Source organism: Litchfieldella rifensis, from assembly GCF_042646605.1.
In the GTDB taxonomy this organism is placed as follows: domain Bacteria; phylum Pseudomonadota; class Gammaproteobacteria; order Pseudomonadales; family Halomonadaceae; genus Litchfieldella; species Litchfieldella rifensis.
Genome location: NZ_JBHRUG010000027.1, coordinates 192,724 through 218,742 on the forward strand (window position 1 = coordinate 192,724; position 26,019 = coordinate 218,742).

20 protein-coding genes are annotated in these 26,019 nt (G+C 63.2%); 13 read left to right on the top strand and 7 right to left on the bottom strand.

Features of this window, described 5'->3' with window-relative positions:
• Positions 1 to 11: 11 nt before the first annotated feature.
• Genes ACFOEV_RS13470 through ACFOEV_RS13480 form a run of 3 tightly spaced genes read left to right on the top strand, consistent with a single transcriptional unit; the run spans position 12 to position 1,784 of the window.
• Positions 12 to 587: a 1,2-dihydroxy-3-keto-5-methylthiopentene dioxygenase gene (locus ACFOEV_RS13470; RefSeq protein ID WP_386774763.1), complete on the top strand. Its 576-nt coding sequence runs from the start codon at positions 12 to 14 to the stop codon at positions 585 to 587.
• Entirely contained in the window at positions 584 to 1,267 is a 684-nt protein-coding gene (gene mtnC, locus ACFOEV_RS13475; RefSeq protein WP_386774765.1) for an acireductone synthase, read from the top strand. The genes ACFOEV_RS13470 and mtnC overlap by 4 nt, the downstream gene beginning before the upstream one ends.
• Before the next feature lie 7 nt (positions 1,268 to 1,274).
• Entirely contained in the window at positions 1,275 to 1,784 is a 510-nt protein-coding gene (locus ACFOEV_RS13480; RefSeq protein WP_386774767.1) for a GNAT family N-acetyltransferase, read from the top strand.
• 7 nt (positions 1,785 to 1,791) lie between these two features.
• Here the strand turns inward: ACFOEV_RS13480 and nadC are convergent, their stop codons facing one another.
• Positions 1,792 to 2,646, bottom strand: coding sequence for a carboxylating nicotinate-nucleotide diphosphorylase (gene nadC / locus ACFOEV_RS13485; RefSeq protein ID WP_386774769.1), 855 nt, complete (start codon positions 2,644 to 2,646; stop codon positions 1,792 to 1,794).
• A gap of 74 nt (positions 2,647 to 2,720) precedes the next feature.
• Between nadC and ampD the strand changes: the two genes are divergently transcribed.
• The 6 genes from ampD (at position 2,721) to ACFOEV_RS13515 (ending at position 10,870) form a co-directional block, all read left to right on the top strand.
• Positions 2,721 to 3,305 carry a 1,6-anhydro-N-acetylmuramyl-L-alanine amidase AmpD gene (gene ampD / locus ACFOEV_RS13490; RefSeq protein WP_386774771.1) on the top strand — a complete coding sequence of 195 codons (585 nt, stop codon included), beginning with the start codon at positions 2,721 to 2,723 and terminating at the stop codon, positions 3,303 to 3,305.
• 326 nt (positions 3,306 to 3,631) lie between these two features.
• Positions 3,632 to 6,304: a pyruvate dehydrogenase (acetyl-transferring), homodimeric type gene (gene aceE / locus ACFOEV_RS13495; protein ID WP_386774773.1), complete on the top strand. Its 2,673-nt coding sequence runs from the start codon at positions 3,632 to 3,634 to the stop codon at positions 6,302 to 6,304.
• Between the two features lie 101 nt (positions 6,305 to 6,405).
• Entirely contained in the window at positions 6,406 to 8,388 is a 1,983-nt protein-coding gene (gene aceF / locus ACFOEV_RS13500) for a pyruvate dehydrogenase complex dihydrolipoyllysine-residue acetyltransferase (protein WP_386774774.1), read from the top strand.
• A gap of 246 nt (positions 8,389 to 8,634) precedes the next feature.
• Positions 8,635 to 9,291, top strand: a complete 657-nt coding sequence (gene adk / locus ACFOEV_RS13505; RefSeq protein ID WP_386774776.1) for an adenylate kinase — start codon at positions 8,635 to 8,637, stop codon at positions 9,289 to 9,291.
• Between the two features lie 101 nt (positions 9,292 to 9,392).
• Complete coding sequence (gene tsaB, locus ACFOEV_RS13510; RefSeq protein ID WP_386774778.1) at positions 9,393 to 10,097, top strand: tRNA (adenosine(37)-N6)-threonylcarbamoyltransferase complex dimerization subunit type 1 TsaB; 705 nt, start codon at positions 9,393 to 9,395, stop codon at positions 10,095 to 10,097.
• Positions 10,094 to 10,870 (top strand): class I SAM-dependent methyltransferase, encoded by a 777-nt coding sequence (locus ACFOEV_RS13515; RefSeq protein WP_449280240.1) that lies wholly within the window; start codon positions 10,094 to 10,096, stop codon positions 10,868 to 10,870. Before tsaB ends, ACFOEV_RS13515 begins: the two co-directional genes overlap by 4 nt.
• Here the strand turns inward: ACFOEV_RS13515 and plsB are convergent.
• The gene (gene plsB, locus ACFOEV_RS13520) at positions 10,854 to 13,310 is read right to left on the bottom strand and encodes a glycerol-3-phosphate 1-O-acyltransferase PlsB (protein WP_386774780.1); all 2,457 of its coding nucleotides are present in this window, start codon (positions 13,308 to 13,310) and stop codon (positions 10,854 to 10,856) included. The two genes, ACFOEV_RS13515 and plsB, sit on opposite strands and share 17 nt — an antisense overlap.
• A gap of 126 nt (positions 13,311 to 13,436) precedes the next feature.
• Between plsB and ACFOEV_RS13525 the strand changes: the two genes are divergently transcribed.
• Positions 13,437 to 14,558 (top strand): phospholipase D-like domain-containing protein, encoded by a 1,122-nt coding sequence (locus ACFOEV_RS13525; protein ID WP_386775133.1) that lies wholly within the window; start codon positions 13,437 to 13,439, stop codon positions 14,556 to 14,558.
• Positions 14,559 to 14,595: 37 nt separating this feature from the next.
• On the opposite strand, the gene ACFOEV_RS13530 is transcribed toward ACFOEV_RS13525, so the two are convergent.
• Complete coding sequence (locus tag ACFOEV_RS13530) at positions 14,596 to 15,243, bottom strand: YecA/YgfB family protein (RefSeq protein ID WP_386774782.1); 648 nt, start codon at positions 15,241 to 15,243, stop codon at positions 14,596 to 14,598.
• Between the two features lie 93 nt (positions 15,244 to 15,336).
• Between ACFOEV_RS13530 and ACFOEV_RS13535 the strand changes: the two genes are divergently transcribed.
• From ACFOEV_RS13535 to ACFOEV_RS13545, 3 genes are all read left to right on the top strand, one after another.
• Positions 15,337 to 15,897, top strand: a complete 561-nt coding sequence (locus ACFOEV_RS13535; protein WP_386774784.1) for a SprT family zinc-dependent metalloprotease — start codon at positions 15,337 to 15,339, stop codon at positions 15,895 to 15,897.
• Between the two features lie 162 nt (positions 15,898 to 16,059).
• Positions 16,060 to 18,009 (top strand): acetate--CoA ligase, encoded by a 1,950-nt coding sequence (acs, locus tag ACFOEV_RS13540; RefSeq protein WP_386774786.1) that lies wholly within the window; start codon positions 16,060 to 16,062, stop codon positions 18,007 to 18,009.
• A 282-nt stretch (positions 18,010 to 18,291) separates the two neighbouring features.
• On the top strand, positions 18,292 to 18,957 hold the full coding sequence (locus ACFOEV_RS13545; protein WP_386774788.1) for a LuxR C-terminal-related transcriptional regulator: 666 nt from the start codon (positions 18,292 to 18,294) through the stop codon (positions 18,955 to 18,957).
• A 230-nt stretch (positions 18,958 to 19,187) separates the two neighbouring features.
• Here the strand turns inward: ACFOEV_RS13545 and ACFOEV_RS13550 are convergent, their stop codons facing one another.
• From ACFOEV_RS13550 to ACFOEV_RS13565, 4 genes are all read right to left on the bottom strand, one after another.
• On the bottom strand, positions 19,188 to 23,141 hold the full coding sequence (locus tag ACFOEV_RS13550; protein WP_386774790.1) for a hybrid sensor histidine kinase/response regulator: 3,954 nt from the start codon (positions 23,139 to 23,141) through the stop codon (positions 19,188 to 19,190).
• Between the two features lie 99 nt (positions 23,142 to 23,240).
• Entirely contained in the window at positions 23,241 to 23,756 is a 516-nt protein-coding gene (locus ACFOEV_RS13555) for a hypothetical protein (RefSeq protein WP_386774792.1), read from the bottom strand.
• A 96-nt stretch (positions 23,757 to 23,852) separates the two neighbouring features.
• Positions 23,853 to 25,634 carry a sodium:solute symporter family protein gene (locus ACFOEV_RS13560; RefSeq protein WP_386774794.1) on the bottom strand — a complete coding sequence of 594 codons (1,782 nt, stop codon included), beginning with the start codon at positions 25,632 to 25,634 and terminating at the stop codon, positions 23,853 to 23,855.
• A gap of 6 nt (positions 25,635 to 25,640) precedes the next feature.
• Positions 25,641 to 25,901, bottom strand: coding sequence for a DUF4212 domain-containing protein (locus ACFOEV_RS13565; RefSeq protein ID WP_386774796.1), 261 nt, complete (start codon positions 25,899 to 25,901; stop codon positions 25,641 to 25,643).
• Between the last annotated feature and the right edge of the window lie 118 nt (positions 25,902 to 26,019).

The window sequence follows — 26,019 nt, forward strand, 5'->3', positions numbered from 1 at the left end:
AGGCGACTGCCATGAGTTTTCTGCATGTGTATCACGAGAGCGACGGCCAGCAGCCGCTGCTGACCACCCGCGAGGGCGATCGTATTGCTGCGGAGTTGGCCGAGCACGGTGTGCGTTTCGAACGCTGGTCGACGGACGACGAACTGGCTCCGGACGCCGATCAGGAAACCGTGCTGGCCGCCTATGCCGATGATGTGGCACGGCTCAAGGCCGAGTCGGGGTTCGCCACTGCCGATGTGATCGGGTTGACGCCGGATCATCCGGACAAGGGCACCCTGCGGGCGAAGTTTCTCGACGAGCATCGCCATAGCGAGGATGAAGTACGCTTCTTCGTGCGTGGCGAGGGGATCTTCTATCTGCACCTGGGAGAGAAGGTCTATGTGATCGGCTGCGCGGCAGGCGACCTGATGTCGGTGCCGGCGGGCACGCCGCACTGGTTCGATATGGGCCCCAAGCCGGACTTCACCGCGATCCGCCTGTTTACCAACACCGAAGGCTGGGTGGCCAATTTCACCGGGGAGTCGATCGCCTCACACTTTCCGCGTTTCGAGGCGTTGCCCACCGAGCAAGGCCAGGGGACGGCATGATGATTCGTGCCATCGTCACCGATATCGAGGGCACCACCGGCGCCATCAGCTTCGTGCACCGGGTGCTGTTTCCCTACGCGCGTGCCTATCTGAGCGACTTTCTACGTCGCCACCAGGATGAGCCCGAGGTGGCTGCGCAGATCCATGCCACTCGCGAGCTGGCGGGCGAGCCGGACGCCGACCTGGAGCATGTGACGACCCTGCTCGAGGGCTGGATCGATGCCGACCGCAAGGCCACACCACTCAAGGCCCTGCAGGGCATGGTCTGGGAGCAGGGCTTCAAGGACGGCGAGTTTACCGGCCACGTCTATCCCGACGCCGCCGAGGAGATGCAGCGCTGGCATGAGGCGGGGATTGCCCTTTATGTCTACTCCTCCGGCTCGGTTCAGGCCCAGAAGCTGCTGTTCGGTTATAGCGACTTCGGCGATCTGACGCCGCTGTTCTCGGGTTTCTTCGATACCACCACCGGCGGCAAGCGCGAGGTGGAGAGTTATCGACGCATTGTCGAAGCCATCGCCGTGCCGGCCGGTGAGGTGCTGTTCCTGTCGGATGTGGTGGCGGAACTGGATGCGGCGGCGGCGGCCGGTTTGCAGACGGTGCAACTGGTGCGCGAGGAAGGCATGGAAACCGGTGACCATCCCATGGCCGCGAGCTTCACTGCCGTGCGTTTCGATGATTGAACTCCCGATGGCGAAATCAAGCGCAGCATCCCGCATCCTGTATCGCGAAGCCTTGCCACGGGATGCGTTGGATCAAGCCGAGGTTTTTCACCATGCGGTAATGCAGGGCGCAGCCGCACATTATAGCCTCGCCCAGCGTGAGGCCTGGGCAGCAGTGCTGCCGCGGGATGCCAGTGCCTGGGCCGCGCGGCAGGCGCTATTCACCACCCTGGTGGCGGATTGCGATGGGCGCTGCGTGGGGTTTCTCGAGCTGGATGTGCCCCATGGGCGTATCGAGACGCTGTATGTATGGCCGTCGCTGGCGCACCGCGGCATCGGGTCCACCCTATTGATTCACGCCGAACGCCTCCTGCGTGAACAGGGCGTATCACGGGTCGAGATCGAGGCCAGCCTGATGCTGGGCGAAGGCCTCGTGCGGCGCGGCTGGACCTGTCACGGTGAAGAGTGGGTCGAGCGCGGCGGTGAGTGCCTGCCGCGGCTGAGGTTGAGCAAGCGGCTGAGCGTGATCGAGACCTGAGCCCCGCTCAGCGCCGCTCGGTATGCGTGATGCGCATCGACAGGTCGACGGCCTTGACATCCTTGGTCAGCGAGCCGGAAGAGATGCAGTCGACCCCGGTCTCGGCGATGTCGCGCAGTGTCGCGTCGCTGACGTTCCCCGAGGCTTCCAGGGTGGCGCGTCCGGCATTGCGGCGCACCGCCTCGCGCATGTCGTCGAGCCCGAAGTTGTCGAGCATGACGATGTCGGCCTTGGCCTCGAGGGCCTGGTCGAGTTCCTCGAAGGTCTCGACTTCCACCTCGACCGGCAGGTCACGGGCGATGTTGCGAGCCTCCTTGACCGCCGCCGCGATTCCGCCGCAGGCAGCGATATGATTTTCCTTGATCAGGAAGGCGTCATACAGGCCGACGCGATGGTTGTGGCCGCCACCGCAGGTCACGGCGTATTTCTGTGCCAGGCGCAGGCCGGGCAGCGTCTTGCGAGTATCCAGCAGGCGTACCCCGGTGTCGGCGATCAGGTCGACATACTGCCGGGTGCGGGTCGCAGTGGATGAGAGCGTCTGCAGCAGGTTCAGGGCGGCGCGCTCTCCGGTCAGCAGGCTACGTGCCGGCCCCTCCAACTCGAGAAACACGCTGTCGGCGTCGAGGTGGTCACCATCGGCGGCATGCCAGGTCAGGCTGACGCGCGAGTCGAGACGCCGGAACAGCTCATCGACCCAGGCGACACCGCACAGCACGGCAGCTTCGCGCGTTGTGACGCTGGCCCTGGCCCATTGATGTTCGGGGATCAGCTGGGCGGTGATGTCACCGGGGCCGACGTCTTCGGCCAGCATCTTGGCGGCGCTGGTGCGGATGTCTTCGGCGAGGGCTTCGTAATAGTGCATGGCTGACCTGGCTCTCAAGTGTGCGACAATAAAGCCATTATAGGGAATTCACAGCGTCGACGTCAGGGGGAGCGATGCCGATCGAAGCAGGGTGGTGGCAAGCGGCGCGTCGGGTAGAGTCGCCCAATCACAATGCGCGGCCACATGGCGAGGTATCGGCGCTGGTATTGCATTCGATCAGTCTGCCGCCCGGCGAGTTTGGTGGGGAGCATATCGAGCGGCTGTTCACCAATACCCTCGATCCCCGGGCCCATCCCTATTTCGCCACGATCGCCGATCTGCGCGTCTCGGCCCATCTGCTGATTCGCCGCGACGGCGAGTGCGTGCAGTTCGTGCCTTTCGATCGTCGCGCTTGGCATGCCGGGCGTTCGCGCTGGTTCGATGGCGAGCGCGAGCGGTGTGAACTCAACGATTTCGCGGTCGGGATCGAACTGGAAGGCGATGAGGTCAGCGCTTACCGCGATGCCCAGTACCGCAGCCTGGCGCGGGTCACGGTCGCGCTCATGACCCATTACCCGGCACTGTCGCCCGAGCGCATCACTAGCCATGCGCATATTGCCCCACTGCGCAAGACGGACCCCGGGCCCGCTTTCGACTGGGCCTATTTTCGTCGTTGTCTGTACGCAGAACGGTCGCCGTCGGCGCAGCGAACTGCGTAGTTTAACTACATTCTATTTCACCCTTGTGAAACAGGGAATCACCCATTGAAATAGCGTGTATTGCGCTGCAGCAAGCCAAATGGAAAGAATTTCCATGTTTATCCTAATTGGCATGAGGGCCCGTTTACGGTATCTTCGGGGCCGGAATTCGAATGATCGATGAACATTTCTGTAAATTGCCTACATCCTGTAAGTAAGCAACATCGAGTATTTTTCCACGGTGATGTGACCCAGAGAAGGTCACGCCCGCACTGAAGAGCGCCACACGCCCCTCCACCTTTGGGTGAGGGCAGACCGACACAATATCTTCATTCGGAGAGACGTCTATGAGTCTGGAGGCAAGAGAAGATTTCGATCCGGTCGAAACCACGGAATGGATGGAATCCCTGGAATCGGTCCTGGATCGTGAGGGCGAGGAACGCGCCCAATACCTGCTGAGCCGTCTGGCCGATCGGCTGCGTCGTGACGGCATGCGGGTACCCTTCTCGGTGACGACCCCCCATCGCAACAGTATCCCGGTGCACCGCGAGGCGCACATGCCCGGCGATCTGTTCATGGAGCGGCGTATACGCTCGTTGATTCGCTACAACGCTATCGCGCAGGTGATCCGCAACAACCGCGCCAACCCGGGGCTTGGCGGCCATATCGCCAGTTTCATGTCGGCGGCCACGCTGTACGACGTGGGCTTCAATCACTTCTTTCGTGCCCCCCAGGGCGATTTCGAGGGCGACCTGATCTACATCCAGGGACACGTGGCTCCCGGGGTCTATGCACGAGCCTTCCTCGAAGGGCGCCTGAGCCAGGAACAGATGGACAAGTTCCGCCAGGAAGTGGATGGCGATGGTCTGTCGTCCTATCCGCACCCGTGGCTGATGCCGGATTTCTGGCAGTTCCCCACCGTGTCGATGGGTCTGGGCCCGATCCAGGCGATCTACCAGGCGCATGTCATGAAGTACCTGGATTCGCGCGAACTCAAGTCCATGCACGATCGCAAGATCTGGTGCTACATGGGCGACGGCGAGTGCGACGAGCCCGAATCCCTGGGTGCCATTTCGCTGGCCGGGCGCGAGAACCTCGACAACCTGATCTTCGTCATCAACTGCAACCTGCAGCGCCTCGACGGTCCCGTGCGCGGCAACTCGCGGATCATCGATGAACTGGAAGGCGTGTTCCGCGGTGCCGGCTGGAACGTGCTGAAGGTGATCTGGGGGCGGCACTGGGACCCGCTGTTCGAGCAGGACAAGAAGGGCGTGCTGCAGAAGCGCATGGACGAGGCGGTCGACGGCGACTACCAGAATTACAAGGCCAACGGCGGTGCCTATACCCGCGAGCACTTTTTCGGCAAGTACCCGGAGACCGCCGAGTTGGTCAAGGACATGTCCGACGAGGACATCTGGCGCCTCAACCGTGGTGGCCATGACCCCTACAAGGTCTATGCGGCCTATCATGAGGCGGTCAACCACACCAATGGCAAGCCCACCGTGATCCTGGCTCACACCGTCAAGGGCTACGGCATGGGGGGTGGTGATGGCGAGGCTGCCATGGAGGCGCACCAGGTCAAGAGCATGGAATACGAGGCGCTGAGGAAATTCCGCGACCGCTTCGGGATTCCGCTGACCGACGAGCAGCTCAAGGAAGTGCCGTACTACAAGCCGGACGACGACAGTCCGGAGCTGAAGTACATGCACCTGCAACGCGAGCGCCTGGGTGGCTACCTGCCTCAGCGCCGCAGTGACTTCGAAGCGTTGCCGATCCCCGATCTCGACGACAAGACCTTCGCCTCCCAGACCGGCGGCTCCAAGGGGCGTGAGATCTCCACCACCATGGCCTTCGTGCGCGTGCTCAATGGCCTGGTCAAGGACAAGAAGCTCGGTCCGCGCGTAGTGCCGATCATCCCCGACGAGGCGCGCACCTTCGGTATGGAGGGCATGTTCCGTCAGCTCGGCATCTACACCTCGGAAGGCCAGAAGTACGAGCCGGTGGACAAGGGCCAGATCATGTTCTACCGCGAGGACAAGAAGGGTCAGATCCTCGAGGAAGGCATCACCGAGGCCGGCGCCATGTCGGCGTGGATCGCCGCGGCGACCTCCTACTCGAACAATAACATGACGCTGCTGCCGTTCTACGTCTACTACTCGATGTTCGGCTTCCAGCGCGTCGGCGACCTGGCCTGGGCGGCCGGCGACATGCAGGCGCGGGGCTTCCTGGTCGGCGGTACCGCCGGGCGTACCACCCTCAACGGCGAAGGCCTGCAGCACCAGGATGGCCACAGTCATATCCAGGCCTCGACCATCCCCAATTGCCGCTGTTACGACCCCACCTATGCCCATGAGGTGGCGGTGATCGTCCAGGACGGCCTGAAGCGCATGTTCGCTGACAAGGAGAACTGCTTCTACTACCTGACGGTGATGAACGAGAACTACGAGCACCCCGCGCTCGACGAGATTCCCGTCGATGGCATCATCAAGGGCATGTATCTGTTGCGCGAGACCCAGGGCAGCAAGGGCCATGTGCAGTTGCTGGGCAGTGGCACCATCCTGCGCGAAGTCGAGGCTGCGGCCAGGATGCTCAAGGACGAGTACGACATCGGTGCCGACATCTGGAGCGTGACCAGCTTCAATGAGCTGCGTCGTGAGGCCCTGGAGATCGATCGCCAGGCATTCCTCAAGCCGGATGTCGAGCCAGCCAAGCCTCATGTGACCCAGTGCCTGGAGGGTCGTCAGGGGCCAGCGATTGCTTCCACCGACTACATGAAGCTGTTCGCCGATCAGGTTCGTGCCTGGGTGCCGACCGACTATCATGTATTGGGCACCGATGGCTACGGCCGTTCCGACACCCGTGAGAAGCTGCGTCACTTCTTCGAGGTCGACCGCTACTTCGTCACCGTGGCCGCGCTCAAGGCGCTGGCCGACCGTGGCGAGCTCGACCGCAAGGTCGTGGTGGACGCCATCAAGAAGTATGGCATCGACCCCAACAAGCCCAATCCCTTGGTGTCTTGAGCCATTGACCAGCGCAGCAGGCGCCGTGATGGGGACTGCGGCCCCCATGCCACCCCTCGAGGGGGCGCCTGTGGCAAGCACGATTCGAAAGGAGCGCGACCTTGAGTAGCGAAATCATCAAAGTCCCCGACATCGGCGGCAGCACCGATGTCGAAATCATCGAGATCGCGGTGTCGGAAGGCGATGTCATCGAGGCCGAAGATACCCTGATCACCCTGGAATCCGACAAGGCCAGCATGGACGTGCCCGCGCCCAAGGGCGGCAAGGTCCTCAGGGTGTTGGTCAAGGAAGGCGATACCGTGTCCGAGGGCGACGATATCGTCGAACTGGAAGCCCAAGGCACCGGCGCGCAGGCCGAGGAAAAGGCCACCGCCGCCCCTGAACCCAAGCCCGAGCCGGCCGCCGAGGAAAAGCTCGCGGCGACCCCGTCCCCCGGCGGCGGCAAGCGCACCGTGGAGATCAGGGTGCCGGATCTGGGCGGCTCCAGCGATGTCGAGATCATCGACGTTGCGGTGGCCGCAGGCGATGAGGTCGCCGAGGAAGACACCCTGATCACCCTCGAGTCCGACAAGGCCAGCATGGACGTGCCGAGCCCCTACCAGGGCCAGCTCGTCGAGCTGACCGTCAAGGAGGGCGATACCGTCTCCGAGGGCGACGTGATCGGCACCATGGAGATCGCCAGTGGCGACGTCGCCGAAGAGACCTTCGAGCCGGCCTCCGCGGCGGAAGCGGTACAGGCTCCGGGCGAGCCCGGGCCGCAGGAAGTCGCCACGGGCGAGCCGCAGCGCAAGGAGATCCGCATCCCCGACCTGTCAGGCTCCAGCGACGTGCCGATCATCGAGATCGCCGTCAATGCCGGTGATGAGATCGAGGAGGAGGACCCGCTGATCACCCTGGAATCCGACAAGGCCAGCATGGATGTGCCGAGTCCTTACAAGGGCAAGCTCGTCGAGCTGACCGTCAAGGAAGGCGATACCGTTTCCGAGGGCGACCTGATCGGCTATATCGAGGTGGCCGGCGCTCCGGCTGCCGCGGCGCCGGGTGCCGCCCCGGACAAGGCCGAGCCGGCGCCGCTGAAGCAGGATCAGCAACAGAAGGCCGCCACTCCCGCTGCGAGGCCGAGCCCCGAAGCGCAGGTGGCACTGCAGAAGCCGCGTGACAGCAAACTGGTGCACGCCGGCCCGGCGGTGCGCATGCTGGCCCGCGAGCTGGGCGTCGACCTGGGTCTGGTCAGGCCCAGCGGCCCCAGGGAGCGGGTGCTCAAGGAAGACGTGCATGCCTACGTGAAGCAGGTGATGGCGCAGCAGGGGCAGGCTCCGGCGGCGCCTGCCGCTGCGGTGGGTGGTGCGGGCATTCCGCCGATTCCGGAAGTCGACTTCAGCCAGTTCGGGGAGGTCGAGGAGAAGCCGATGGGGCGGCTGCTCAAGATGGGGGCCACCAACCTGCATCGCAGCTGGCTCAATGTGCCCCACGTCACGCAGTTCGACGAGGCCGACATCACCGAGCTAGAGGCTTTCCGCAAGTCGATGAAGGCCGAGGCCGAGGCGCAGGGCGCCAAGCTCACGCCGCTGCCGTTCCTGATCAAGGCCTGTGCGTTCGCGCTGCAGAAATTCCCGCAGTTCAACGTCAGCCTCAAGGCCGGTGGTGAGACCCTGGTGTGGAAGAAGTACGTCCATATCGGCGTGGCGGTGGATACCCCGGACGGCCTGATGGTGCCGGTGATCCGCGATGCCGACCGGAAGTCGCTGATCGAGCTGGCCAAGGAAAGCGTCGAACTCGCCGGCAAGGCCCAGACCAAGAAGCTGAAGCGCGAGGAGATGACCGGCGGTTGTTTCACCATCTCCAGCCTGGGCTCGATCGGCGGTACCGCTTTCACGCCGATCGTCAATGCCCCGGAGGTCGCCATCCTGGGCATCTCCAAGGCGCAGATGAAGCCGGTATGGGACGGCAAGGCCTTCGAGCCGCGGCTGATGATGCCGTTGTGCCTGTCCTACGACCACCGTGCGGTCAATGGCGCCGATGCCGCGCGCTTCACCGCCTTCCTGGGCCAGGTATTGACCGACATTCGTCGTCTGCTGTTGTAAGCCTCGACCGGAAAGCTTCGGTCACCCAACGGCGCCCGCGGGCGCCGTTGGTGTTTATGCGCATTGAGCCTCGCCCAGACCAAAGTGTTATTCAAGGGGTAATGGGCTGTTGATAAAGGTCAATTCCCACTTCGAAGAAGCATCGCAAGGGACATGGCCGCTTGTTTGTGCGTGGCGCCCCGGGTATCGTCACGCTTAATTGCTTTTTACAAAAATACCTTTCAATTCGTTCAAGGAGCTGTACAGATGCGTTTGATCCTGTTGGGCGCCCCGGGTGCCGGTAAAGGTACCCAAGCCCAATTCATCTGCGAGCGATTCGCTATCCCGCAGATTTCCACCGGCGACATGTTGCGCGCGGCGGTCAAGGAAGGCAGTGAACTGGGGCTCAAGGTCAAGGAGGTCATGACCAGTGGCGGCCTGGTCTCCGATGACATCATCATCGCCCTGGTCAAGGAACGCATCTCCCAGCCTGATTGTGCCAACGGCTTCCTGTTCGACGGCTTTCCGCGCACCATTCGCCAGGCCGATGCCATGAAAGAGGCCAACGTCAAGCTCGATCATGTGCTGGAAATCGCCGTGGACGATGAGGAAATCGTCAAGCGCCTGGCGGGTCGCCGTGTGCATCCCGGCTCCGGGCGGGTTTATCATGTCGAGTACAATCCGCCCAAGGAGGCCGGCAAGGATGACGTCACTGGCGAGCCCCTGATCCAGCGCGATGATGACCGCGAGTCCACGGTACGCAACCGCCTGGCGGTATATCATGAACAGACCGCGCCGCTGGTCGACTACTACCGGCAGTGGGCCAAGCAAGACCCACAGACCGCGCCGGCCTATCATCGCGTCGAGGGGGTGGGCAGTGTGACCGATATCCGCCGGCAGGTGCTCGAGGCCCTGGAGGGCTGATCGCCTCTCGCCTCTCGCTTGTGACCACGACGGCCCGCATCTCGCGGGCCGTTGGCGTATAATGCGCCCACTTTCCCTTAGCCACGACATTCGATAACGCTATGCCGACTCTGCTGGCCCTGGACGCTTCCTCGAGCGCCTGTTCCGCTGCCTTGCTGATTCACGAAGAAGGGCGGGAGGCGCAGGTACTGGCGCGTTTCGCCTTGACTCCTCGCGAGCACACCCGCCGCCTGATGCCGATGATCGACGAATTGCTGGCCGAGGCCGGCATCGAGATCCAACGGCTCGATGCCCTGGCCTATGGCCGTGGCCCCGGCTCCTTTACCGGTCTGCGTATCGCCGCCGGGGTTGCCCAGGGACTGGCCTTCGGTGCCGACAAGCCCTTGCTGGGCATCTCGACCCTGGAAGCGCTGGCGCTCGCCGCTCATCGCCGTTATCACCTGCGTTACGTGATGCCGGCGCTGGATGCCCGTATGGGCGAACTGTATGTCGCCGCATATCGCTGTCATGACGGTCGACTCGAAACATTGGCCGAGGAAGCCGTGCTGCCGCCCGACCGCCTGACGTTGCCCAAGGGGCATGAGGAAGCCGACTGGGTGGGCGTGGGGTCGGGCTGGGCATCGTGGGACTCGCTGCCGACCCAGGTACAGGCCGGGATCAGCCAGCACCTGAGCGACCTGGCACCCGCGGCCGAGGACATGGTGCTTCTGGCCGCGCGACAGTTCGCCGCCGGTGAAGGCCGCGAGGCGCACCTGGTGCAGCCGGTGTATCTGCGTGACAAGGTTGCCTGGCAGAAGAGCCGATGAAGGAAACGGCTACCGTGAGTGTCTGCGGGGATGCCTTGAAGCCTCTGGCCAAGCGCCTGGGATTGCCATGGGTGGCCACGCCCGGGGCGGGGTTGACCCTGATGCAGGAGGATGGCGTGCTGGTCTTGGCTGGTGACGAACACCGCTATGGCAAACCGCTCAGGGCCGACTTCGTCGCTGGTAAGGCGGCGCACCGGCGGCGTTTCGGGGGTGGACGCGGACAACTCGTCGCCAAGGCATGTGGGCTGGGCAAGACGCAGTCCCCGTATGTCGTCGATGCCACCGCCGGACTGGGGCGCGATGCCTTCGTGCTGGCGAGCCTGGGGGCCGAGGTATTGATGATCGAGCGGGTGCCGGTGATTTTCGCCCTGCTCGAAGATGCCCTGGCGCGTGCCGCTTGCGACCCGGAAACGGCGCCCATCACTGCGCGCCTGCGTCTGGCGCATGGCGACGCCTGTCGTGGGCTGGCGGCAATGGTGGCCGCGGCCGGCTTCTCGCCTCAGGTGATTCACCTCGACCCGATGTTTCCCCACCGCACCAAGTCGGCGCTGGTCAAGAAGGAGATGCGCATCTTCCGCGATCTGGCCGGCGACGACGATGACGCCCCGCGCCTGCTGGAGGCGGCACTGGATGTCGCGACCCATCGGGTAGCGGTCAAGCGTCCGCGCACGGCGCCCGCCATCGCCGGTCCGGCGCCGGCGCATGTCATCGAGGGCAAGACCAGCCGATACGACCTGTATGTGCATAGGGCACTGCCTAACGCGCCTCGGTGATCTGCAGCAGTCGCTGGCGTAGCGCCGGATCGAACAAGGTGCTGGCCTGACGCGCGGCGCGTTCCAGGGACTGGCCGTAGTGCAGACATTGCTGTTCCTGCCATAGCCAGCCTTCGCTCTGCAGCGACTCGACCAGGCCGTCGAACAGCCGCACGTCGAAGAATTCCGGCGCCTCGAGCCCCGAGAGCAGTGCCAGGCGTTCGGCAAGCTGGCGACTCTGCTCGATGAGGGCTTCACGGCTCAGGGTGCCGCTGGGCCGGCGCAAAAGGGTCGTGAGCAGCAGGAAACCGCGCTCCAACGTCGGCTGTATCAGCCGGCCAAGCAACTGCAGGCACTCGTTGGCCTCTAGCTGACCGCGGGGGCGTTGCCAGGCATCTCTCCAGGATTCCAGAAGCCCCTCGTCGGCAAGCGTCTCGAGCATCGCGTGCAAGGCAGCCTCGAGCGATGCCGACGGCGCGAGAAACAGTTCCCGACACAGGATCGGCCAGCTCGGCGCGACCAGGTCGTGGAGTTCCGCCAGCCGCAGACGAGCATTGTAGTGAAAGGCAAAGGCCGTGAGTCCCGCCAGCGCGAACAGGTGCAAGACGTTGTTGCGGTACCAGCTCAGCAGGCTGGCCTGTGCCGCATCGGCCAGCACCAGTTCGCCGAGGGCCTGATCGCGACGCTCGATGAAGCCGAGGTCGGCCGCGCGGGCGATCCAGTCCTCGGGCTCCCCCTCGGGCAGGCTGACATGGGGCGCGCCTGGCAGGCGGCGCTGCAGCGTGACCAGCAGGCGCAACTGGCGGGCGAGCAACCTGGCCTCGATGGCCCGATGCGGCGTGGCCAGCAATACCAGCGCTACCAGGTTGACGGCATTGAGCGCTGCGGCGGCGTTGATGCGCTGCGCCAGTTCGGTACCCAGGCGTGGCACGGCCCGGGTCAGCCAGGGGGGGCGGGATAGGGCGCGTTGGGACCGCCACTGTGGGGTATGGCGATCGAGAAAGGCATCCAGGTGCAGCGGCTCGCCGATGTTCACTGCCACCCGCCCGAAGGGTTGGCGTAGTTGGCCGAGCACGCGGAGCACGCTGAGTGGCGACTCCTTGCGCTTGCGGAGGCCCTTGAGCTCCTTGAGGTAGCTGCCGCTTTCCAGCACTTTCTCGTAGCCGATATAGAGGGGAACGAAGACCAGCCCCCGGCCGCTGCCGCTGGTGCCGGGCAGCGAGGTGCGGGCATGGGAGCGTAGGCTCATGGCCAGCATGCCCGGGCGTGGCGCAAGCATACGGCCGCTGCGCGAACGGCCGCCCTCGATAAAGTATTCCAGCGGATGGCCGCGCGACAGCAGGCGGTGCAGGTATTCATTGAACACCGCGCCATACAGGCGATTGTCCTTGAAGCTACGGCGCATGAAGAAGGCCCCGCCTCGGCGCAGCAGGCCGCCGATCAGGGGCATGTCGAGATTGCGTCCGGCGGCCACATGTGGCGGCATCAGGCCTTCGCGGTAGAGCACATAGGATAACAGCAGATAGTCGATATGGCTGCGATGGCAGGGCACGTATACCAAGGTATGCGCCCCGGCCAATGCCTTGACCTGGGCCAGCCCCTGGACCTCGACCCCGTCGTAGAGGCGGTTCCACAGGTGTTCGAGTAGCCGGTCCATGAAGCGCAGCACCGGGTAGGACATATCGGAGGCGATTTCGCGGCCATAGCGCCAGGCGCGTTTCTCGATCCTTGCCTCCGAGCGGCCCTGGGCGCTGGCGACTTCGGCAATCGCCTGCTTTACGGTGGGGCTGGTTACCACCCCATCGATCAACGTGCGGCGGTGGGAGAGATCGGGTCCCAGCACCCGGGTGCGCAGGCGTCGGAAGTGGACTCGCAGCAGCCGCGCCACCTTGCGGTTGGTGATTGCGCTGGGGCGCGTGTCGAGCAGTTCGCTGAGACGCAGCGGGGCACCGAAATGCAACTCGACATTCTTACCGTTGACGATCACCGCCAGGGCGCGGCGCAAACGGCCGGTGAATGGCCAGCTATCGGCGGCGAGCAGTTTCCACAAGCCGAACCGCTTGCCCGGTGCGCGCCCCCAGAACACGCTGATCGGTACCAGTTGTATCTGGTCTTCGGGATGGGCGGCAAGGTGGTCGATGAGCGGAGTGAAAGGCGGTGTGGGTGACGAGCGGCGGCCGAAACGGCGCTTGGCGGCAGGCAGTGCCAGGCAGGCGCGCAGCGGCCGCTGGCCGACATCGAGCCGGCTACGAGGCGAGGGCAGGCCATGACGGTCGCAGAGGTTTTCCAGCAACAGGACATCGGACAGCGCGGGGTGCGCCAGGACATAGAGCGTCGGTAGGTGGCGGTCGATGGCGAGTTGCTCGGGCTCGGGTTCGATCAGGCGCAGCTCGACCCAGGCAGCGAGCAAGCGACGCAAAGGCGTGTGCAACAGGTTCGTGAGAAAGGAACGCCAGGCCATTCCGTTGCCTTGTGTCTAAGGGTGGCCGCCAGTATAGCGGTAAGGCTGCCCTTGCCGCAGGGGGCAATCTTTCTCCAGGGGCGCAAACGTGCGTCAATGACGGTCCAGGGAATGCAGGAGATCGACATGCGCGGCATGTGGAGAGAGGGCAACCGCTTCACCTTGTTGCCGGAGGCCAAGCGCTTTATCCCGGAGATGTTCACGGCCATCGAACAGGCCCGCTCCTCGATTCTGGTCGAGCTGTACCTGATGGAATCCGGGCGCCTGACAGCGGGCGTGATCGATGCCCTCGGTCGCGCTGCCGAACGTGGTGCGACGGTGATGCTGATGCTCGATGGCTATGGGGCCATGGGGCTGACCGAAGAGGATCGCACACGCCTGAGCGAACGCGGCGTGGCACTGCGCTTCTTCAACCCATTGGGATTCCACTCGTTGGCCAGGAACCTGACCCGTGACCATCGCAAGCTGGTGGTGGTGGACGGCCGAGTGGCCTTTACCGGTGGGTTCGGCGCCGTGGACCAGTTCCTGGATGCCTGGTACGAGGTGGCAGTGCGTATCGAGGGGCCGGTGGTCACCGACTGGGTGCGGTTGTTCTCGCGGCTGTGGGATTCTCCCCTGACCCGCGGTAGCGGCGAGGCCGGCCTGGTGCGCCATCTGGCACTGGATATCGTTGAGCACTCCGATTACCACGGCATGCGCGGGCGAGTGGTATGGGGGCAGGGCTATCGCTATCAAGCGATCCGCCATTCGCTGCAGCGGCAGATCTCTACTGCCACGCGCCGTATCTGGATCTGCACGCCCTATTTCGTGCCGACTTTCAGCCTGCGCCTGCGCCTGGCTCGAGCGGCGAAGCGGGGCGTCGATGTACGGCTGCTGCTACCCGGCGATGCCCACGATCACCCGGTCGTGCGTTATGCCGGCCAGCGCTTCTATGGCCGGTTGTTGCGTGCCGGGGTGCGTATCTTCGAGTTCCAGCCGACCTTCATCCATGCCAAGTTCTCGTTGGCCGACGATTGGTGCACTCTGGGATCGTGCAATTTCGATCACTGGAGCCTGCAGTGGAACCTGGAAGCCAACCAGGAAGTCCATGATGGCCGCTTTGCCAGTGAAGTGGCTGCGTTATTTGAACGCAATTTCGCGGCTAGCCATGAGATCGACCCGGCCCGCTGGGCCAAACGGCCCCGCTGGCAGCGGCTGCGCGAATGGCTGTTCGGCACACTGGACGCTTGGCTGACAAGGCTGCGGTAATGGTCAAGAAGGCACGAAGTGCCGCGAAGCAGCGATCTTACGTCTTTCGCCTCTTGCCGCGCCCCGCGGGTTTCTTCTTGCGAGGGGTGGGCTTGGGCTTTTCCGGCGGTACCCGGTAGTGGAGGTAGAGGTCCAGCACCAGTTCGGGCAACTGTTGCACCAGGTCTTCCAGGCGCATCGGGTCATTGGCCAGATCGGCCATGTCGGGCTCGTCGTCGAACAGCCCCGATAGCGCCATGAACGGCAGTAGCAGGGTGGCGGCGGCTTCCTCGTCGCCTTCGAACCAGGCCGCTTCGTCGAGAAACACGGCCTCCATGAAGCCGGCGCACCAGTCGCCGATCGGCGTCTCGGCCGGGGCGATGTCGCCCAGTTCCAGCTCGAAGGGCAGTTCCGGCAGCAGGCCTTCGTCGAGGGCAGTGATGGCATTGTCCCTGAGGGCCTCGAATAGCGCGAGGATCTCGCGGCGCTGGGCATCGTCGGCAAATTCCGGCTCGCCGTGAAACAGCTCGGTGATCCAGGTCGCCGGATCGATTTCCCTGGGGGCCACTGCCAGGGCCACCAGGAAGCCATGGGCGCCGATCAGATCCAAGGCCTCGGCATCGACCCGCTCCGACTCGAGGAAGTCGTCGAGGCGATCCAGGGCATCGTCATCGAGCAGCGGCTGGGGCACGGGTGTCTCGGGCATCGGAACTCTCGCAGTCGGTGATGGGCGGTAAACGTGCCGAAGGTACGCAGCGCCACTGGACGCTGCCGACATGGCGGGTCATTCTAGCATCCCATGACGACATCAGCGCTCCCCATCCCCACCGCGGCTGACCTCGAGGCCCTCGATGAGAGGGCGCTACGCGCTTGCCTGGAGGCCCAGGTCGAAGCGGCCTGGCAGCGATGTCGCGAGGTGCATCCCCAATTGCCGAGGCCGCGAGTATGGCTCGACCTGCGCGGCAAGAGTGCCGGGCAGGCGCACTTCGGGCGTGGCGGCCTGCGTTTCAATCCGGTGCTTTATTGCGAAAATCGCCATCCGTTCCTGCGCGAGGTGGTGCCTCACGAGATGGCGCACTGGCTGATCCAGCATCTCGAGGGAGGACCACGCATGCGTCCGCATGGCCGTGAGTGGCAAACGGTGATGCGCCGCCTGTTCGGGCTCGAACCCCGGGTTACCCATCGCTTCGATGTGAGGCATTCAAGCCCCGCTCCTTACTGCTATCGTTGTAGTTGTGACGAGCATCATTTTACCGCTCGTCGCCATGCGCTGGCTCGCCGCGGGACGCGCTACCAATGTCGACAATGTGCCCAGACTTTGGTCTATGTGGGCCGCCAGGAGGCGAAAAATTTATCATAAGACATTGATATTAAATGGTAAAATGTTAATACCAATGTCTAAAAGGCGTCACGGTTCCCCCAGTATATGCTGGACATGCTTCCCGGGTCGGCTCACTAACAACAACGTGGGGGTCGGCAACATGAACTTTCTCGGATCACTATCCTGGATAGGGGTAATTCCATGACCGAACACCAGAACGTTTATCCAGTGCGCGAAGACTTCGCCGCTAGTGCCTGGGCCGACAACGAAAAATATCTGGCCATGTACCAGCAGTCGGTCGATGACCCCGAGGCCTTCTGGGCCGAACAGGCCAAGCGACTGGAGTGGATCAAGACTCCGACACGTATCAAGAACACTTCCTTTGCCTCGAACAATGTCGACATCCGCTGGTTCGAGGATGGCGAGCTCAATGCCAGTGTCAACTGCCTGGATCGCCACCTTGAGCAGCGCGGCGACCAGACGGCGATCATCTGGGAAGGAGACGACCCCAGTGAATCCAAGACCCTGACCTATCGTGAGCTGCATGCACGGACCTGTCAGATGGCCAATGCCCTCAAGGAGTTGGGGGTCAAGAAGGGCGACACCGTCACCCTGTACATGCCGATGATTCCCGAGGCGGCCATGGCGATGCTCGCCTGTGCGCGTATCGGCGCGATTCACTCGGTGGTGTTCGGGGGCTTCTCGCCGGATGCCCTGGCACAGCGTGTGGTCGACTCCCAGTCGAAGGTGGTGATCACCGCCGATGAATCGGTACGCGGCGGCAAGCAGGTACCGCTCAAGGACAACGTCGATGCCGCTTTGACGCGCGAGGGGACCGATGTCGCCGAGACGGTGCTGGTGGTCAAGCGCACCGGTGGTGAGATCGATTGGCACGAAGGACGTGATGTCTGGTTCCACGAACTGGTCGACAAGCAGGACAGCGAGTGCCCGGCCGAAACGATGAATGCCGAGGACCCGTTGTTCATCCTCTATACCTCCGGTTCCACCGGCGCACCGAAGGGTCTCAAGCACACCACCGGCGGGTATCTGCTGCATGTCGCCATGACGCACCAGTACGTCTTCGACTACACGGATGGGGAAGTCTATTGGTGCAGCGCCGATGTGGGCTGGGTCACCGGTCATAGTTATATCGTCTATGGTCCGCTGGCCAATGGCGCCATCACCCTGATGTTCGAGGGGGTGCCCAGCTACCCCACCAACGGCCGCTTGGGCGAGGTCGTCGACAAGCACAACGTGGCGATCCTGTACACCTCGCCAACGGCGGTGCGGGCGCTGATGGCCCATGGCGACGATGTGATGGCTTCCAGCACGCGCGATAGCCTGCGCCTGCTGGGCTCGGTGGGGGAGCCGATCAACCCCCAGGCCTGGGAGTGGTTCTATCGGGTGATCGGCAACTCTCGGTGTCCCATCGTCGACACCTGGTGGCAGACCGAGACCGGCGGCATCATGATTTCGCCGCTGCCCGGGGCCATCGACTTGAAACCGGGGTCTGCCACCCGTCCCTTCTTCGGCGTGCAGCCGGCACTGGTCGATAACGAAGGCAACCAACTGGAAGGGGCTGCCGAGGGGAACCTGGTGATTCTCGACTCCTGGCCCGGTCAGGCGCGCTCGATCTGGAAGAACCATGAACGCTACGTGCAGACCTACTTCTCGAACTACGAGGGCATGTACTTCACCGGTGACGGCTGTCGTCGCGACGAGGACGGCTATTATTGGATCACCGGTCGCGTCGATGACGTGATCAATGTCTCGGGTCACCGCATGGGCACCGCCGAGATCGAATCCTCGCTGGTGGCTCATGAGGCCGTGGCCGAAGCCGCCGTGGTCGGTTACCCGCATGACATCAAGGGCCAGGGTATCTACATCTACGTCACCCTGGGGGACGAGTACGAATACAGCGATGAGCTCAAGAAGGAACTGACCCAGTGGGTGCGCAAGGATATCGGGCCGATCGCCACACCGGATGTGATCCAGTGGGCACCGAGCCTGCCCAAGACCCGTTCGGGCAAGATCATGCGTCGTATCCTGCGCAAGATCGCCGCCAACGAATACGAAGGTCTGGGGGATACCAGCACGCTTGCCGATCCCAGTGTGGTCGATGAGCTGATCGCCAATCGCGTCAACCGCTAAGGTGGTACCGATGGGGATACGTTTCACTTGGAGCTTCAGCGGCTTGGTGAAGGCCCTGATCGGCTTACACAGAGCACGCCAGCCATGCGTATCCCCTGTCCTTTTCGCCGACCCTTGTGGTCGGCTTTTTCATATTTCGTCCAAGCGTTGTCGACAGTTGCGTCATGTGCTTGGGAATCTTGTACGCCATGGGGTAACATGCCGATGAGTAACGGCGAACCAGACCTGCGCCGAGGCAGCCAGCAATCCTGTTCGCTGCATGATGGAACCGGAGGAGACCCAATGGCCTTTGCCCAGAAATTCATCGTTGCCGATGACCATCCGCTGTTCCGCGCCGCTCTGACGCAAGCGCTGCGCCAACTGGCTCCTCAGGCCGAGATCGTCGAATCCGACACCATGGAAGCAACCACCGAGGTGGTGACTCGTCATCCGGACGCAGACTTGATCCTGCTCGACTTGCATATGCCTGGTGCGCACGGTTTTTCCGGTCTGATTCAGTTGCGTGGCCAGACACCGGATATTCCGGTAGCGGTGGTTTCGGGCAGCGATGAGCCGCATGTGGTACGCCGGGCCATCGACTATGGTGCTTCCGGCTTCATTCCCAAGTCGTCGTCACTATCGCTGATCGCCGAGGCGGTGGGGGAAATTCTCGATGGTGAAGTGTGGTTGCCGCCCGAGCTGGCAGCGGCCATGGGTGAAGCCGACGAGGACGAGACACGCTTCGCCGAGGCGATTGCTTCCCTGACCCCGCAGCAGTTCCGGGTGCTCAACATGCTCACCGAGGGGCTCCTCAACAAGCAGATCGCCTACGAGTTGAGCGTCTCCGAGGCGACCATCAAGGCCCATGTCACCGCCATCTTGCGCAAACTCGGCGTGCATTCGCGGACCCAGGCGGTGATCGCCGCCCAGAAGCTCGAGGTCGAACCGCCCAAAGTGGAAGAATCCTAAACCTAGTTAGAAGCTTGAAGAGCGCCGCTTCGCGGCTGGAAGCTTGAAGAAACCCCCCGTGGAGGCTCACTGGGGGGTTGCTGTTTCTGGTGGGCACCCCACCATCCTGACTTCCAGCTTCCAGCTTCCAGCTTCCAGCTTCCAGCTTCCAGCTTCCAGCTTCCAGCTTCCAGCTTCCAGCTTCCAGCTTCCAGCTTCCAGCTTCCAGCTTCCAGCTCGCGCGAAGCGCGCTAGCCTTCCTGTCGCATCGCGCGGCTGGCCTGCAGGGTGCGCGTCAATAGCGCGCGCAGGGCGGCGGGTCGCACCGGCTTGAGCAACAACTGGTAGCCGCTGCGCTTGATCTCCTCGGCGACTTCTTCGGTGCGATCGGCAGTGATGACGATCCCGGGTACGGCGCCCTCGCTACGTTCGGCCAAGGCCTCCAGTGCCATCAGACCGGTGACCTCGTTGTCGAGGTGGTAGTCGGCGAGGATGGCATCGGGATCACTGTCGAGGTGGCGCAGGACCGATTTGGCCCCCCCAATGGAGGTGGCGGTGAATACCTCGCAGCCCCACCCGGAGAGCATCGCCTTCATGCCCTCGAGGATCAGCGTCTCGTTGTCGATGCAAATGATCCGGGCGCCCGCCAGCTTGTTACCGGCCCGCCTCGGTGGGGCGTCCTCGGCCGCCTGTTCGCGTGCTTCCGGTGTCACCATCGGTACACTGACCGAAAACATTGTCCCAACGCCTTCCCAGGAACGGACCCGAATCGGGTGATCGAGCACGCGGCTCATGCGGTCGGCGATGGACAATCCCAGGCCCAGCCCCTTTTCGCTTTCCTTGTGTCGCGAGGCCTGATCGAGACGGCGGAATTCCTGGAAGATCTCGCTGAGCTTGGACTCGTGAATCCCCGGGCCGCTGTCCCAGACCTCAATCGACAGCCGCTGGCCGTGCCGGCGGCAGCCGAGCAGCACCTGACCCTGTTGGGTGTAGCGGATGGCGTTGGACAGGAAGTTCTGCACGATGCGTCTGAGCATCTGGGCATCGCTGTCGACCCAGCAGCGGGTCGCTACCACCACCAGATCGAGGCCACGATCCTCGGCCATGACCTCGAACTCGGCCCGCAACGGGCGGAAAATCTCGGACAGGGCGAAGTGGCTGCGGCGGGGCGTCAAGGCACCGGCGTCCAGCTTGGAAATGTCCAGCAGCGTGCCGAGCAACTCCTCGGCGGCCTGCAGCGAATTGTCGATATGGCCGATGGTACGCCTCATGTCCGTGGCGTCCATGTCCTGGGACAGCGCCGAGGTGAACAGCCTTGCGGCATTGAGCGGTTGCAGCAGGTCATGGCTGGCGGCGGCCAGGAAGCGTGTCTTGGAGGCATTGGCATCTTCCGCGACCTGCTTGGCCTGGCGCAGCGCCTGCTCGGCCTCGGCCCGCACGCGGTTCTCCTGACGCAGGGCGGCGTTGGCTTCCGACAGCGCCTGGGTACGTTCGCGCACCCGCTCCTCGAGGTTTTCGTTAGTCTCCTTGAGGGCGATTTCCGCCAGGCGCCGCTCGGTGATGTCCTGATAGAGGGCAAAGAAGCCGAGGATCGCACCGCTGTCGCCGAAGTGAGGCGTATAGGTGACCAGCATGTAGCGGGTGCCCCCCTCGCCATCGTCCAACGAGATCTCGAAGCTGACGCGCTCGCCATCCAGGGCACGTTTCATCCATGGTGCCCGCTCACGAGCGATGGCCGTCGGCATCACACTCTCCACGCGCTCGCCGATGACCGCGTTGCGATCGACACCGAAGGCCTGCTCGTAGGCGCGGTTGGTGAAGAGGTAGCGACACTCCTTGTCGAAATAGGCGATCAATGCGGGGACGTTGTCGGTGTAGATGCGGATATTGTTTTCCGAGCGGATCAGCGCTTCCTCGATGCGCTTCTGCTGGGTGATGTCCTGGTAGGTATAGACGAAGCCGCCGCCGGGCATCGGGTTGCCCTGGACCTCGAGCACACTGCCGTCCTGGCGGTAGCGCACGTAGCGATGGGGCTGTCCCTGGCGGATGTTGTCGATCAGCAGGTCGACATGCTCCTCGGGGTCGCCGGGGCCGTATTCGCCGTTGTGGGCGTTATAGCGGAAGATCTTGTCGATCGGCGCGCCGACACGGATCAGGTGGTCGGGGAAGCGGAACAGCTCCAGATAACGCTGGTTCCATACCACCAGCCGCAGGTTCTGATCGACCACGCTGATGCCCTGGTTGATGTTCTCGATGGTGGCCTGCAGCAGGGCACGGTTGAACTCCAGCACCTGCGAGGCCTCGTCGACGATCGAGATCACGTCCGAGATACCGATGCCGCGGCCTTGCAGGGCTGAGTTGACGACAATGCGCGCCGAGGAGGCACCGAGCACCGATGCCAGGAAGCGTTCGGTGAACTGGATGACGTCGATGGAGGCGCGAGCAGTATCCTCCAGCGACTTGCCGGTGCGCCTGGCATAGTCGTCGAAGGCGCGGCTCACCTGACTGGCGCCCAGGAAGCGTTCGCACAATACCTTAAGATCGCCCACCGTGGTGGCGCCGGTCCAGGGCCGGTTGACCGAGGTCTGGCGGGTCTCGACGCTGTCGACGAACAGCGAGGCCTGGATGCGCTCGACCACCCGCTGGGGGGTCATCTGCGAGACGAAGATATAGCAGAACAGATTGAGCCCCAGTGACAGCATCACCCCATGGGTGAAGCCATCGCCGATATTGAGGCCGAACAACTGGTTGGGTGACAGCCAGGCGATGCCAAGGGGGCCACCATCCAACCAGTTGCCGGGCAGCATGCCCGCATTGATCAGTGCCGGCAACAGCAAGGTATAGGCCCAGATTGCGAAGCCGATATTCATGCCGACGATGACCCCCAGGCGGTTGCCACGCTTCCAGTACAGACCGCCCAGCAGGGCGGGAGCGAACTGGGCAGCGGCGGCAAACGACAGCATGCCGGTGGAGGCCAGGGTGCTGTATTCGGCGATCAGTTGGTAGAAGCCGTAGGCCAGGGCCAGGATCACCACGATGGTCACGCGGCGAGCGCGCAGCACCAGGCGTCCGTAGTCGCGGGGCTTGGCGTCGAACCAGCGCAGGCGGAACAGCAGCGGGATGACGATCTCGTTGGAGATCATGATCGACACCGCCACCGCAGCGACGATGACCATGCCGGTGGCTGCCGAGAACCCGCCGATGAAGGTCAGCAGGGTCAGCAACTCGTTGTCGGCGGCCATGGGCAGCGCCAGCACATAGGTATCCGGCTCCACCCCGGTGCCGGCAAAGATGGTCAGGCCGGCGGCTGCCAGTGGTAGCACGAAGAAGCCGATGGCGACCAGGTACAGCGGAAACAGCCAGCGTGCCCGGGTAGCGTCGTCACGATGGGTGTTCTCGACCACCGCGACATGGAATTGGCGTGGCAGACAGAAGATCGCCAGCATCGCCAGCAGCGTCTGGGCCCAGAAGCTGTGTCCGAAATCCTGCTCGGCGAGTTGACGCTGCAGCTCGAGTTGCTGGTCGGCGCGCCCCAGCAGGTCGCCCAGGCCATCGAACATGCCCCAGGTGACATAGGCGCCGAGTACCAGGAAGGCCAGCAGCTTGACCAGCGATTCGAAGGCGATGGCATGCACCAGGCCTTCGTGGTGTTCGGTGGCGTCGGTGTGACGGGTACCGAACAGGATCGCGAACAGCGCCATCACCGCGGCGACATAAAAAGCGGTATCGGCGAACAGAGGAGTTCGGGTCATATCCGAGGTGTTGGTGAGCACTGTGAAGGCCGCCGATACCGCCTTGAGCTGCAGGGCGATGTAGGGCAGGGTGCCGATCAACGCCACCAAGCTGGCGAAGGCGGCCAGCGACTGGGTCTTGCCATAGCGCGATGCAATGAAGTCGGCGATCGATGTCACGTTCTGGTGCTTGGCCACCCGGATCATCTTCGCCAGCACCGGCCAGAACAGCAGGAAGGTAAGGATCGGGCCGACGAAGATGCTGGCGAAAGACCACCCCGAGGTCGCCGCCTGGCCCACGGCGCCATAGAAGGTCCAGGAGGTGCAGTAGATGGCCAGTGCCAGACTGTAGATCACCGGCCGGCGCTGGGTAGCGCCATGCGCCTGGGCACGGCGGTCTCCGCGCCAGGCGATGGCGAACAGCACGGCGATGTAGGTCAACGAAATGGCGATCAAGAGCCAGCCAGCGAACATGCATACTCCCCCTCTGTGTGCGCCTATTCTAGGGCAATGCAGGCCAGGAGGGCAGCCGGGCCACCATGGCGGGACAGCAACGGAGGCGAGCCCGACGGGTCACGGCGTGGGGCAAACTGCTTGAAACAGGGGATCGGAGGCCTCGACGCGACGCAGTTCCGAGACACGGGGGCGGCGCTCGTCGCCCATCAGCGGTAGCGTTTCCCGGGCCGTGCAGTTCATCAGGTGCGCTTGATGCTTCACCACGTCGATGTATTCCTTCTCGAAGCGATACAGGATGAATTCGACCAGCCGTTCCTCATTGCCCTGCGTGGTCACTACGTTGTCCCGGTCGACGACGCTGAAAGCAACGGTCAGGGGAAACAGATAGGTCCAGGGGCGCCAGAACATTCGCTCTTCCTCGGTGGATACCACCTTGGCCGATTCCGGCAATTGCTGCTGCTTGTAGTGAAACCATGAGTATTCGTGGTGTATCTGAAACGCGAGAATGCCCAGGCCACCGCATACCGGAATGATCCAGCGTGGCAACCGCTTGCCACTCAGGGAACGCAATAGCAGCCCCACTCCCGCCGCCGCCAGGCCGGCGAACAGTGCTGCAATCAGATGCCAAATCATGTGTCGCCCTTCTTCAATGACATCGGGCTTCCCGGTGGGAAGCCCGATTGGGTTCGATCCCGCGCCCGGGCCTGCCGGGCCGGGGATCATTATGACTTAGTGGCTGATCGCACCGCCAGCACCTTTCGGATAGCGCACGCTATCCACCAGATCCTGGATTTCCTGCGGCGGCTCTTCGGTGGCGCTCGAGACAGCGTAGGCCACGGCGAAGTTGATCAAGGCACCTACCGCGCCGATGGAGAGCGGTGAGATGCCGAGCACCCAGTTATCCGCGGTATCCGGCAGGTTGTTGGTACCCGGGATGAAGAACCAGCCCTTGTAGATGAAGATGTACACCAGGGTGAAGATCAGGCCGGCGAGCATGCCGGCGATGGCACCCTTGTTGTTGATGCGCTTGGAGAAGATCCCCATCATCAGGGCCGGGAACAGGGAAGCGGCGGCGATACCGAAGGCCAGCGCCACGACCTGGGCGGCGAATCCGGGCGGGTTGGCCCCAAGGTAGGTGGCCACGATGATAGCCAGGGACATCGACACCCGAGCGGCCAGGAGCTCGCCCTTCTCCGTGATATTGGGATTGATCGCCCCCTTGATCAGGTCATGACTGATGGCCGAGGAGATCGCCAGCAGCAGGCCGGCTGCGGTGGAGAGGGCCGCGGCCAAGCCACCAGCGGCAATCAGGCCGACCACCCAGCCGGGCAGGTTGGCGATCTCCGGGTTGGCCAGTACCAGGATGTCGTTGTTGACTTCCAGCTCGTTGCCTTCCCAACCGCGCTCGGAGAAATCGGCCGCACCATTATAGAGCTGGATGTTGCCATCGTTGTTCTTGTCCTCGAAGGTGATCAGGCCGGTCTCTTCCCAGGTCCGGATCCAGTCGGGTCGCTCTTCGTAGGCGATGGGGTTTGTTGCCGCTTCCTCGTAGTTCTCGACCTGGCCCGCCATGTCCGGATAGATGGTGGTGACCAGGTTCAGGCGCGCCATGGAAGCCACGGCCGGCGCGCTCAGATAGAGCAGGCCGATGAACACCAGGGCCCAACCTGCGGACCAGCGCGCGTCGGCCACCTTGGGTACCGTGAAGAAGCGGATGATGACGTGCGGCAGGCCGGCGGTACCGATCATCAGCGACAACGTGAACAGCACCATGTTCAGCTTGTTGTCCACGTCCGCCGTGTACTCGTTGAAGCCCAGGGCGGTGACCACCTCGTTGAGCTTGGCCAGCAGCGGTACGCCCGATTCGCTATGTGTGCTGAACAGGCCGAACATGGGGATGGGGTTACTGGTAAGCTGCAGGGAAATGAAGATCGCGGGAATGGTGTAAGCCACGATCAGTACGAGGTACTGGGCCACCTGGGTGTAGGTGATGCCCTTCATGCCCCCCAGCACCGCATAGAAGAACACCACGACGGCGGCGATGATCAGGCCCGTGGTCGCCTCGACTTCCAGGAAGCGCGAGAAGGCCACGCCGGCACCAGCCATCTGGCCGATAACATAGGTGACCGAAGCCACGATCAGGCAAATCACCGCCACCAGACGCGCCGACCTGCTGTAGAAACGGTCGCCGATGAATTCAGGCACGGTGAACTTGCCGAACTTGCGCAGGTAGGGGGCCAGTAGCAAGGCCAATAGTACATAGCCACCTGTCCAGCCCATCAGGAAGGTGGAGTTGGCATAGCCTCCGGAGGCGATGAGACCCGCCATGGAAATGAACGATGCCGCGGACATCCAGTCAGCCCCGATCGCCATGCCGTTGGTGACCGGGTGAACGCCGCCACCGGCGACGTAGAAGTCCTTGGTGGAACCGGCCTTGGCCCAGATCGCGATGCCGATATAGAGGGCGAAGGAGGCTCCGACGAAGAGAACGTTGATCGCAAATTGACTCATGCTGGCTTACTCCTCAAGACCGAACTTCTTGTCGAGCCGATTCATTTTCCAGGCATAGAAGAAAATGATGCCGATGAAGGTCAGGATGGATCCCTGCTGGGCGAACCAGAAGCCCAGATCCGTGCCACCGATGGGAATGCCGGACAGCATTGGACGTAACAGAATGGCGAAGCCATAGGACACCAGTGCCCAGACAATCAGGCAGCCGGTGATCAGGCGGACATTCGCCTTCCAGTAAGCAGCGGCATTGGATTTATCGTCTGCCATAGTGTTGCTCTCCGCTTGTTGTGATGTGAGGGAGTTGCACTGAGAGTTTAGTTGTTATCCCTTCGTCGAAGCATATTATCGACGTGCGATTAGCCCCTATGAGTCAAGAGCAATATTG